At 72.8% G+C, this 12,675-nt stretch carries 1 protein-coding gene (running past one end of the window); it reads left to right on the top strand.

Annotation, left to right across the window (positions count from 1 at the left end):
• The first annotated feature begins 29 nt into the window (after positions 1 to 29).
• A protein-coding gene (locus tag ACH4S9_RS31710; protein ID WP_398374973.1) for a type I polyketide synthase crosses the window boundary here: on the top strand, positions 30 to 12,675 show its 5' portion. 19,952 nt of this gene lie beyond the right edge of the window; 12,646 of the gene's 32,598 nt are visible here — the first part of the coding sequence; its start codon is at positions 30 to 32; its stop codon lies off the right edge, out of view.

A 12,675-nucleotide genomic window follows, 5' to 3' on the forward strand; every position in this document is an offset into this window, starting at 1 on the left:
GATTCCAGCCAAACGGAGGTTCCCCAGCCATGCCTGACGACCGGAAGCTCGTCGATTACCTCAAGTGGGTCACCGCAGATCTGCACCAGACCCGTCGGCGCCTGGAAGAGGTCGAGGCGGGCCGGCAGGAGCCCATCGCGATCGTATCGATGGCCTGCCGCTACCCCGGTGGCGTGTCCTCCCCCGAGGACCTGTGGCGCCTTGTCATCGGTGACGGCGACGCGGTCTCCGGCTTCCCCACCACCCGCGGATGGGACCTGGACTCCCTGTACGACCCGGAGGGGGACGGCCGCGGCACCACGAGCTATGTGCGTGAGGGCGGGTTTCTGCACGAGGCCGGGGAGTTCGACCCGGGCTTCTTCGGGATCTCGCCGCGCGAGGCGCTGGCCATGGACCCGCAGCAGCGGCTGCTGCTCGAGGTGTCCTGGGAGGCGATCGAGCGGGCCGGCATCGACCCGCTCTCGCTCCAGGGGAGCCAGACCGGTGTCTTCGCGGGGCTGATGTACCACGACTACGGGAGTGGCGCCGAATTCCCCCAGGAAACCATGGCGTTCCTGGGCACCGGCACCGCGGGCAGTGTGATGTCCGGCCGGGTCTCCTACACCCTCGGGTTCGAAGGCCCCACGGTGACACTGGACACCGCGTGCTCCTCGTCCCTGGTCGCCATGCATCTGGCCGCTCAGGCGCTGCGCAACGGCGAGTGCGGACTCGCGCTGGCCGGCGGGGTGACCGTGATGGCCACCCCCGGTTCCTTCGTGGACTTCAGCGCCCAGGGCGGGCTGGCCCGGGACGGCCGGTGCAAGTCGTTCGCGGACGCCGCGGACGGCGTGGGCTGGTCGGAGGGCGTCGGCGTGCTGATGCTGGAGCGGCTGTCGGACGCACAGCGCAACGGCCATGAGGTGCTGGCCGTCATGCGCGGCTCGGCCGTGAACCAGGACGGTGCCTCGAACGGCCTGACCGCGCCGAACGGCCCGTCGCAGCAGCGGGTCATCAAGCAGGCCCTGGCCGTCGCAGGTCTGTCCACCACCGACATCGACGCGGTCGAGGCACACGGCACCGGCACCACGCTGGGCGACCCGATCGAGGCGCAGGCGCTGCTCGCGACCTACGGCCAGGACCGTCAGGCGGACCGCCCGCTGCTGCTGGGCTCCGTGAAGTCGAACATCGGACACACCCAGGCCGCGGCCGGGGTGGCCGGTGTGATCAAGATGGTCATGGCGATGCGGCACGGGGAGCTGCCCGCCACCTTGCACCTGGACGCGCCGACCCGGCACGTCGACTGGTCCACGGGCGCGGTGAAGCTGCTCGCCGAGCGGTCCTCGTGGCCGGAGACCGGCCGGCCACGCCGGGCGGCCGTGTCGTCGTTCGGGATCAGCGGCACCAACGCGCACACCATCATCGAGCAGGCCCCGGCCCCGGCGGAGCCCGCCGAGGAGGGCACCGTCCCCCCGGCGGCCGCGGCGCCCGGCGTCGTGCCGCTGCTGGTGTCCGGAAAGACGGTGGGCGCGCTCCGCGGCCAGGCGGCACGGCTCGCCGACCGCCTGGACGAGGCGCCGGACCTGAGCCTGACCGATGTCGCCTTCTCCCTGACGGCCACCCGCTCGGCTTTCGAGCGGCGCGGTGTCGTGGTGGCCGGGGACCGCGCCCAGGCCATCGGGGCGTTGCGGGCGCTCGCCGAGGGCACCACGGCGCCCGGTCTGCTCGAGGGGACCACCGGGCCGGGCGGCGGGCTCGGGGTGCTGTTCTCGGGGCAGGGCAGTCAGCGGGCGGGGGTGGGCCGGGAGCTGTACGAGGCGTTCCCGGTGTTCGCCGAGGCGCTGGACGAGATGTGCGCGCACTTCGAAGGGAAGCTCGACCGCCCGTTGCGCGAGGTGCTGTTCGCGGAGCCGGGTTCGGCCGAGGCGGCCCTGCTGGACGAGACCGGGTGGACGCAGCCCGCGCTGTTCGCGGTCGAGGTGGCGCTGTTCCGGCTGCTGGAGTCGTGGGGGGTGCGGCCCGAGCAGGTGGCGGGGCATTCGGTCGGGGAGATCGCGGCGGCTCATGTGGCCGGGGTGTTCTCGCCGGCGGACGCCTGCTCGCTGGTGGCGGCCCGGGCCCGGCTGATGGGCGAGCTGCCGTCGGGCGGGGCGATGGTGTCCCTCCAGGCGGGCGAGGAGGAAGTCCTCCCGTATCTGGGCGACCGGGCGTCGATCGCGGCCGTGAACGGACCGCGTTCGGTCGTGGTCTCGGGTGATGAGGCTGCCGTACTCGAGATCGCCGACCGGTTCGAGGGCGAGGGCCGCAAGACCAAGCGGCTCGCGGTCAGCCACGCCTTCCACTCGGCCCTGATGGACCCGATGCTGGCGGAGTTCCGGCGGCTGGTCGAGGGGCTGTCGTTCGAGGCGCCGCGGATCCCGCTCGTGTCCAACCTGACGGGCGAGGTGGCATCGGCGGAGCTGGTCTGCTCGGCGGACTACTGGGTGCGGCACGTCCGGGAGCCGGTGCGGTTCGCCGACGGGGTGGCGGCGATGGGCGCCGCCGGGGTGACGGCCTTCCTGGAGGTCGGCCCGGACGGCGTGCTGTCCGCCATGGTCCAGGACGCCCTGCCGGAGTCGGCCGACGAGACGGTCGTGACCTCTTCGCTGCGCAAGGGCCAGGACGAGCGGGCCGCCCTGATCACGGCGGTGTCCCGGCTGCACATCGCGGGTGTCGACGTGGACTGGGCGGCCTACTTCGCGGGCACCGGCGCACGCGGGGTCGACCTGCCCACCTACGCCTTCCAACACGAACACTACTGGCCCAACGCGCAGGTGCGGACCGGTGACGCCACCGGGCTGGGGCTGATGCCCGCCGAACACCCGCTGCTGGGGGCCGCCGTCGGCCTGGCCGACTCCGGCGGTGTGCTGTTCACCGCCCGGCTGTCCCTGCGCTCGCACCCCTGGCTCGCGGATCACGCCGTGGGCGGTGCGGTGCTGTTTCCGGGCACGGCCTTCCTCGAACTCGCGCTGCGCGCCGGCGACCAGGTCGGCTGCGGACGCGTGGAGGAATTCACCCTGGCCGAACCGCTGATCCTGGGCGAGCGGGACGCGGTCGCCATCCAGCTGTGGGTGGAACCCGCCGACGAGACCGGCCGCCGCGGCATACACCTGTACGCACGGCCTGCCGACGCGCCCGAACAGCCATGGGTGGAGCATGCCTCCGGCGTGCTCGGCGCCACCGAGCACACGCCGGACTTCGACGCGTCCGTCTGGCCGCCCGAGGGAGCGGCCCCGGTGGACCTGGACGGGTTCTACCAGCGCTTCGCCGAGGCCGGATTCGCCTACGGCCCGCTGTTTCAGGGGCTGCGCGGCGTCTGGCAGCGCGCGGAAGAGATCTTCGCCGAAGTGGCGCTGCCCGAGCAGGCCACGGACGCGGAGTCCTTCGGCGTACACCCGGCGCTGCTGGACGCGGCGCTGCACGCGGTGTCCTTCCTGGACTTCGGCGACGCGGGGCAGGGGAGGCTGCCGTTCTCCTGGAACGGCGTCTCGCTGCACGCCGACGGGGCGTCCGTCCTGCGCGTACGACTGGCCAGGGCCGGTGCGGAGGCGGTGTCCCTGACCGCTGCCGACGTGGACGGCGCGACCGTGCTCACCGTCGAATCCCTGGCGCTGCGCCCGGTGACCGCCGATCAGCTGGCCGGCTCCGGTACGGCGCGACAGGACTCGCTGTACCGCCTGGAGTGGGTGCCCGCACCCGCGCCGACCTCCCCGATGGACGCGATCGCAGGCTTGGACGTGGCCGAGCTGAGTACCGATGTGGCGTCCTTGGAGGGCAGCCCCGACCTGGTCGTCGTGGCCATCGACGCCGCTGATCCAACCGACACACCCGACGCCGTGCACGAGGTCACGACAGGGGCCCTGGGCCTCATGCAGGACTGGCTGGCCGAGGACCGGCTCGAGGGCTCCCGTCTGCTCTTCGTCACCCGGGGAGCCGTCGCGGCCGACGATGGCGCGACGGTGTCCGATCTGTCCGCGGCCGCGGTGTGGGGGCTGGTGCGGTCGGCACAGGCCGAGCACCCGGGACGGTTCCTGCTCGTCGACGTCGACCAGCACGAGACCTCCATGTCGGCGCTGCCCGCCGCCCTCGCCTCGGGCGAGCCCCAGGTCGTGGTGCGCGACGGCGTCGTACGCACCGGCCGGCTCGCCAGAATGGCCACGGGGGCGGGTCTGATGCCTCCGGCGGGCGCGCCGTGGCGACTGGACAGCAAGCAGCGGGACAGGCTCGACAACCTGGCCCTGCAAGCCTCGCCGGAGGCCGCCAGGCCACTGGCGGCCGGCGAGGTCCGGCTGTCCGTACGGGCCGCCGGGCTCAACTTCCGCGATGTGCTCAGCGCTCTGGGCATGTACCCGGGAGAGGCCGGGCCGATGGGCGGCGAGGCGGCCGGTGTGGTCGTCGAGACCGGCCCCGAGGTGACCGGGCTGCGCGTCGGCGACCACGTCATGGGCCTGGTGTCCGGCTCATTCGGCCCCCTCGTCGTCGTGGACCAGCGTGCCTTGATCACGGTCCCCGACGCGTGGTCGTTCGAGGATGCGGCGGCGGTGCCGCTGGTGTTCCTGACCGCGTACTACGGCCTGGTGGACCTTGCGGGGTTGGCGGCGGGTGAGTCGGTGCTGGTGCACGCGGGCGCCGGTGGTGTGGGTATGGCCGCGATTCGGCTGGCCCGGCATCTGGGTGCTGAGGTGTTCGCGACGGCGAGTGAGGGCAAGTGGGACACACTGCGCTCGCTCGGCATCCCGGACGACCACATCGCTTCGTCGCGTACGACGGAGTTCGAGGAGCGTTTCCGGGAGGTGAGTGGCGGGCGTGGTGTGGATGTGGTGCTCAACTCGCTCGCGGGTGAGTTCATCGACGCCTCCGCGCGGTTGCTGCGCCCCGGTGGGCGGTTCCTGGAGATGGGCAAGACCGATATCCGTGAAGCGGAGGCGGTGGACGGCCGCTACCTCCCCTTCGATCTGGCGGATGTGGAGCCGGACCGGGTCCAGGGGATGCTGGTCGAGCTGTTGGGGTTGTTCGAGGCGGGTGTGTTGCGGCCGTTGCCGGTGGCGGCGTGGGATGTGCGGCGGGCGCGGGACGCGTTCCGGTTCATGAGCCAGGCCAAGCACACGGGCAAGATCGTGCTGACCATGCCGCGGGAGTGGGACTCCGAAGGCACGGTGCTGATCACCGGGGGTACGGGTGGTCTGGGCAGCGTGCTGGCGCGGCATCTGGTGGAGGACCGCGGGGCGCGCCACCTGGTACTGACGAGCCGTCGCGGGCCGGACGCTCCGGGTGCGGGGGAGCTGCGGTCGGAGCTGTCGGCGCTGGGCGCCGAGGTGTCGGTCGTGGCGTGTGATGTGTCGGATCGTGACGCGGTGGCGGGGGTGCTGGCGTCCATCCCGGCGGAGCACCCGCTCACAGCGGTGGTGCATACGGCGGGCGTGCTTGACGACGGCGTGGTGGGGGCGCTGACGCCCGAGCGGCTGAGCGCCGTGCTGCGGCCGAAGGTGGACGCGGCGTGGCATCTGCACGAGCTGACCCGCGGCCTTGACCTGGCCGCCTTCGTGGTGTTCTCGTCCGTGACGGGCTCGATGGGCGCTCCGGGGCAGGCGAATTACGCGGCGGGCAACGCCTTTCTCGACGCGCTGATGACACGCCGACGGGCGGAGGGGTGCGCGGGGCAGTCGCTGGTGTGGGGCCCGTGGGCGCAGGACGGCGGGATGACCGCTGGTCTGAGCGAGGCCGACTTGCGGCGGATGAGCGCCGCCGGCCTGCCGCCGATCAGCGCCGAGCAGGGCATGGCGCTCTTCGACGCCGCCACCGCGCTGCACGATGCCGTGGTCGTCCCCGTACCGCTCGACCTCGCGGCCTTGAGGGCGAGCGGCGAGGTGCCGCCCCTGCTGCGCGGGCTCGTCCGGGCGACGCGCCGTACGGCGGCCGCGGGGCTGCCCGCCTCCGGCGCCGCCGCCGAACTCACCCGGCGCCTGGCGGGGCTGCGCGGCGCCGACCGGGTCCGGATCCTGGTGGATCTGGTGCGCGCCGAAGTCGCGTCCGTCCTGGGCTACGCGTCACCGGACGCGGTGGACGTCCGGCGGGAGTTCCGCCGGCTGGGCTTCGACTCGCTGACCGCCGTCGAGCTGCGCAACCGGCTGAACACGGCCACCGGGCTGCGCCTGCCGTCCACCCTCGTGTTCGACTACCCGACGCCGGCCGTGCTGGCCGACTTCCTGGTGGCCGAACTGGTCGGCACCGACAGCGATGCCGCGGCCCCCGTGGCCGGGGCCGTCCGGGTGGACGACGACCCCGTGGTCATCGTGTCGATGGCCTGCCGCTACCCGGGCGGGGTGGCGTCGCCGGAGGACCTGTGGCGACTGGTGATCGACGGAGCCGACGGCATCACGGAGTTTCCGACCGCACGCGGCTGGGACCTGGACTCCCTGTACGACCCCGACCGCGATCGCCGGGGCACCAGCTATGTGCGTGAGGGCGGGTTCCTGCACGAGGCCGGGGAATTCGACGCGGGCTTCTTCGGGATCTCGCCGCGCGAGGCGCTGGCGATGGATCCGCAGCAGCGGCTGCTGCTGGAGACCTCGTGGGAGGCGATCGAACGGGCCGGAATCGACCCGACCTCGCTGCGGGGCAGCCAGACCGGCGTCTTCGCCGGAAGCCTGCACCACGACTACGCCTCCGAGCGGATGGAGTTCCCGCCGGACGCCCGGTCCTTCCTCGGCACCGGAACGGCGGGCAGCGTGATGTCGGGCCGGATCTCCTACACCCTGGGGCTCGAGGGCCCGGCGGTCACAGTGGACACGGCCTGCTCGTCCTCGCTGGTGGCCATGCACTTGGCCGTGCAGTCGCTGCGGTCGGGGGAGTGCGCCCTGGCCCTCGCCGGCGGTGTGACCGTGATGGCCACCCCCGGGCCGTTCATCGACTTCAGCGCCCAGGGTGGGCTGGCCCAGGACGGCCGCTGCAAGCCGTTCGCGGAGGGCGCCGACGGGACCGGCTGGTCCGAGGGCGTGGGCATGGTCGTGCTGGAGCGGCTGTCGGACGCGCGGCGCAACGGCCATGAGGTGTTGGCGGTGGTGCGGGGTTCGGCGGTGAACCAGGATGGTGCGTCGAATGGTTTGACGGCGCCGAATGGTCCGTCGCAGCAGCGGGTGATCCGTCAGGCGCTGGCGAACGCGGGTCTCGCTCCGGCGGAGGTGGACGCGGTCGAGGCGCACGGCACCGGCACCACGCTGGGCGACCCCATCGAAGCGCAGGGACTCCTCGCCACCTACGGGCAGGGCCGCGAACGCCCGCTGTGGCTGGGCTCGGTGAAGTCCAACCTGGGGCACACCCAGGGGGCCGCCGGCGTGGCCGGTGTGATCAAGATGGTAATGGCGCTGCGCCACGGTGTGCTTCCCAAGACCCTCCACGTGGACCAGCCGACCACGCATGTGGACTGGTCCATGGGGGACATCCAGCTGCTCACCGAGTCGGTGGCATGGCCCGAGCACGACCGGCCACGGAGGGCTGCTGTCTCCTCCTTCGGGCTCAGCGGTACCAACGCCCACGCCATCATCGAGCAGGCGCCCGAGGAGCCGGTGGACGTCGAGGGTGCGGCCGAGGCGCCTGTCGTTGACGTGGCGGCGATGCCGTGGGTGGTGTCGGCGAAGTCGGCTGCCGCGTTGCGCGGCCAGGCGGCCCGCTTGCTGTCCCACGTGGAGACCCACCCCGAGGCCACGTCGGTCGATGTCGGCTACTCGCTGGTGTCGGCGCGGGCGGTGCTGGAGCACCGGGCCGTGGTGGTCGGTGGGGATCGCGGGGAGCTGTTGTCCGGTCTGCGTGCCGTGGGCGCCGATGAGCCTGGTTCGAGCCTGGTGTACGGGGTTGCCGATGTGGAGGGGAAGACGGTGTTCGTCTTCCCGGGGCAGGGTTCACAGTGGGTGGGTATGGGTGCCCGACTGCTGGAGGAGTCTCCGGTGTTCGCCGAGCGGATGGCGGAGTGCGCCGCTGCCCTGGCGTCCTTCACGGACTGGTCGTTGATGGACGTGGTGCGGCAAGTGGAGGGCGCCGCGTCGTTGGAGCGGGTGGATGTGGTGCAGCCGGTGTCGTGGGCGATGATGGTGTCGCTTGCCGCGCTGTGGCGCTCTCACGGTGTGGCGCCGGATGCGGTGGTGGGTCACTCGCAGGGCGAGATCGCGGCCGCCTGTGTGGCCGGTGCGCTGTCGTTGGAGGACGGCGCCCGGGTGGTGGCGTTGCGCAGTCAGGCGATCGCGCGGCGCCTTGCGGGTGCCGGGGGAATGGCCTCGGTGCCGCTGCCGGTCGTTGAGGTGGAGGCGCGGCTGGAGCGCTGGGACGGCCGGGTGTCGGTCGCGGCCGTCAACGGCCCCCGCTCGGTGGTGGTTTCCGGTGACCGCGAGGCGTTGGACGAGTTGATCGAGGAGCTGACCGGCGAGGACGTCCGGGTCCGGCGGATCGCGGTGGACTACGCCTCCCATTCCGCCCACGTCGAGGGAATCCACGACGAGCTGTTGGAGCAGCTGGCGTCGGTGGCTCCGCGTGGGGTGGAGGTGCCGTTCCTGTCGACGGTGACCGGTGAGTGGGTCGACGGCGGGGAACTGGACGCCGAGTACTGGTACCGCAACCTTCGTCGGACGGTGGGCTTCGAGCCTGCGGTCCGGGAGTTGCTGGCCGGGCGCCACCGCGTGTTCGTCGAGGTCAGCGCCCATCCGGTGCTGGCGGTCGGGGTCCAGGAGACCGTGGACGACGCCGAGGTGACCGCCGTTGTCGCGGGCACTCTGCGGCGCGATCAGGGTGGCAGCGACCGATTCCTGACCTCCCTGGCCGAGGTCTTTGTTCGTGGCGGCGGTGTCGACTGGGCGGGTGTGTTCGCGGACACCGGCGCGCACCGCATCGATCTGCCCACCTACGCCTTCCAGCACGAGCGGTACTGGCCGAAGGCCGCCATGCGGGTGGGCGATGTCACGGGCCTGGGCCAGGTGGCCGCCGGGCATCCGCTGCTCGGCGCCGCGGTGGAGCTGGCCGATGCGGGCGGTGTGCTGTTCACCGGCAGGCTGTCGCTTCGGTCGCACCCTTGGCTGGCCGACCACGCGGTGGGCGGTGTGGTGCTCTTCCCGGGCACCGGCTTCCTGGAGCTGGCGATCCGCGCCGGCGACCAGGTGGGCTGTGACCTGGTGGACGAACTCACTCTGCTCGCACCGCTGGTGCTGGGGGAGCGCGACGCCGTCGCCGTCCAGCTGTGGGTGGGGGCGCCGGACGAGAGCGGCCGCCGCACCCTGAACGTGTACTCGCGCCCCGTCGACGCTGCCGAGCAGCCATGGGTGCGCCATGCCACCGGCGTGCTCGCCCAAGGAGAGCGCGCGGCACGCTTCGACGCCGGCGTATGGCCGCCCGAGGGCGCGGTCGTCGCCGACATGGAGGACTTCTACGAGCGACTCGCCGACGGCGCGTTCGCCTACGGACCGGTCTTCCGGGGGCTGCGGGCGGTGTGGCGGCGCGAGGACGAGGTGTTCGCCGAGGTCGCCCTGCCCGATCAGACGGGTGAGGCCGCCGAGTCGTTCGCGATGCACCCGGCCCTCCTGGACGCGGCCCTGCACGCCGTGTCGTTCGTGAACCTCGAAGCGGCCGAGGGCGGACGCCTGCCCTTCTCCTGGAGCGGGGTGTCCCTGCACGCCTCGGGCGCCTCCATACTGCGCGTCCGACTGACCCGGCGGGACGCGGAGTCCGTCTCGCTGGCGGCCGTGGACACCGAAGGCGCGCCCGTCCTCTCCGCGGACTCACTGGTGCTGCGCCCGGTGTCGGCCGAGCAGCTGGCCGGAGCCCGGGCCGGTGAGCGGGAATCGCTGTTCCGGCTGGAGTGGGTGCCGGTCCACGTCGACACGGCGGCGGCCGGCGCGCTCGACATGGTGGAGCTGACCGTGGAGCAGGCGACGGACCCGGCGTCGCTGGAGACCGTGCCGGAGGTGGCGACGGTCATCTGGGCACCGGCCGACGCCGCCTCGCCTGCCGAAGCGGTGCGCACGGAGACCACGCGGGCGCTCCAGCTCATCCAGAACTGGCTGGCCGACGACCGGTTCGAGGACTCCCGGCTGGTCTTCGTCCTGCGCGACGCGGTCGCCGTCGACTCGCCGGACATGGTGGCGGCGGCGGTGTGGGGGCTGGTGTCCAGCGCCCAGAGCGAGAACCCCGGGCGGTTCGTGCTCGTGGACGCGGCTTCCCCGGACGAGGTGCGGACCGCGCTGGCGTCCGGAGAGCCGCAGGCCGTGGTGCGCGACGGCGGCGTACGCGTCGGCCGGCTGGTCACCGTGGCCTCGGGCGGCGGGCTCATGCCGCCGCCCGGGGGAGCGCCCTGGCGGCTGGACAGCAGGGAGAAGGGCAGCCTGGACAACCTGGAACTGCTCAGCTACCCCGAAGCGGCCGAGCCGCTGGCGCCCGGGCAGATCCGGGTGGCCGTACGCGCCGCCGGGCTCAACTTCCGGGACCTCCTCAACGGCCTGAACGCCCTGGGCTCCTTCCAGGACAAGGTGGGGGCGCTCGGCAGCGAGGCGGCCGGTGTGGTCGTGGAGACCGGCCCCGAGGTGACCGGGCTGCGTGTCGGCGACCGGGTGGTCGGACTGGTCGACGGCTCCTTCGGGCCCCTTGTGGTGGCCGCCGAGCAGGCGGTGACCCGGATGCCGGACAGCTGGCGGTTCGAGGACGCCGCGTCCGTCCCGGTCGCCTTCCTGACCGCGTACTACGGCCTGGTGGACCTGGCCGGCCTGGCGGCGGGTGAGTCGGTGCTGGTGCACGCGGGTGCCGGTGGTGTGGGTATGGCCGCGATCCAGATCGCCCGGCACTTGGGCGCCGAGGTGTTCGCGACAGCGAGTGAGGGCAAGTGGGACGCGCTGCGCTCGCTGGGCATCCCGGACGACCACATCGCCTCCTCCCGTACGACCGAGTTCGAGGAGCGGTTCCGGGAGGTGACCGGCGACCGGGGCGTGGATGTGGTGCTCAACTCGCTCGCGGGCGAGTTCATCGACGCGTCCGCGCGGCTGCTGGCTCCCGGCGGCCGGTTCGTCGAGATGGGCAAGCTGGACATCCGCGACGCCGACAGCTTCACCGACGCGACGTACCACTGGTTCGACCTGCTCGACGCCGGCCCCGAGCGCCTCCAGCAGATGCTGGTCGAGCTGATGGACCTGTTCGAGGCGGGCGTCCTGCGGCCGCTGCCGGTCATGACCTGGGATGTGCGGCGGGCGCGGGACGCGTTCCGGTGCATGAGCCAGGCCAAGCACACCGGCAAGATCGTGCTGACCATGCCGCGCGAGTGGGACCCCGAGGGCACCGTGCTGATCACCGGTGGCACGGGTGGTCTGGGCGGTTTGCTCGCGCGGCACGTGGTGGGCGCGCGTGGGGCGCGGCGTGTGGTGCTGACGAGCCGTCGGGGTGCGGCTGCCCCGGGCGCGGAGGAGTTGCGGGCGGAGCTGTCGGCGCTGGGCGCCGAGGTGTCCGTCGTGGCCTGCGATGTCGCGGACCGTGACGCGGTGGCGGGAGTGCTGGCCTCGATCCCGGCCGAGCATCCGCTCACGGCGGTGGTCCACGCGGCGGGTGTGCTGGACGACGGCGTGGTGGGAACGCTGACGGCGGACCGGCTGGGCGGGGTGCTGCGACCGAAGGTGGACGCGGCGTGGCATCTGCACGAGCTGACCGGCGACCTCGACCTGGCCGCCTTCGTGATGTTCTCCTCGCTCGCCGGAGTGATGGGCAACCCGGGCCAGGCCAATTACGCCGCCGCCAACTCCGCCCTCGACGCCCTGGCCCGCACGCGCCGGGCGGCGGGCCTCGCCGGCCAGTCGCTCGTATGGGGCCTGTGGGCGCACGAGAGCGGCATGACCGGCAAGCTCACCGACACCGACATCCAGCGCATGAGCGCCGCCGGCCTGCCGCCGATCAGCGGCGAGGAGGGCATGGCCCTCTTCGACGCGGCGACGTCCTGCGACGAGCCGGTGGTGGCACCGGTGCACCTGGATATCCCCACGCTCCGTGCCCAGCCCGGGGTGCCGGGCCTGCTGCGCGGGCTGGTCCGTACCACCCGCCGGGTGGCGGCGTCGGCATCGGTGTCCGCGTCGGGCGCGGCGGCCGAACTCAACCGGCAGCTGGCGGCGGTGGCACCGGCCGAGCGCCCCCGGATTCTGGTGGACGTCATCCGCGCCCAGGCGGCCGCGGTCCTCGGACATGCCTCGGCCGACGCGGTCGAGGCGCGCCGGGAGTTCCGGGCACTGGGGTTCGACTCGCTGACCGCCATCGAACTGCGCAACCGGCTGAACACGGCCACCGGGCTGCGGCTGCCGTCCACGCTCGTCTTCGACTACCCCACGCCGCTCGTCCTGGCGGACCACCTGCTCTCCGAGCTGGTGGGCGAACGCGGTGAGGTGGTGGTCCCGGCCGCCGCGACCTCCGGATCCATGGACGACCCGATTGTGATCGTCGGGATGAGCTGCCGCTACCCGGGCGGCGTCCGGTCCCCGGAAGACCTGTGGCGGCTGGTCGCCGAGGGCAAGGACGCCATCGCCGAACTCCCCACGGACCGCGGCTGGCAGGTCTATGGGGACATCGACTTCGAAGGCGGCTTCCTCTACGACGCCCCCGAGTTCGACGCCGGCTTCTTCGGTATCTCGCCGCGTGAGGCGGTGGCCA

Source organism: Streptomyces sp. NPDC021225, assembly GCF_044332865.1.
Classification (GTDB): Bacteria; Actinomycetota; Actinomycetes; order Streptomycetales; family Streptomycetaceae; genus Streptomyces.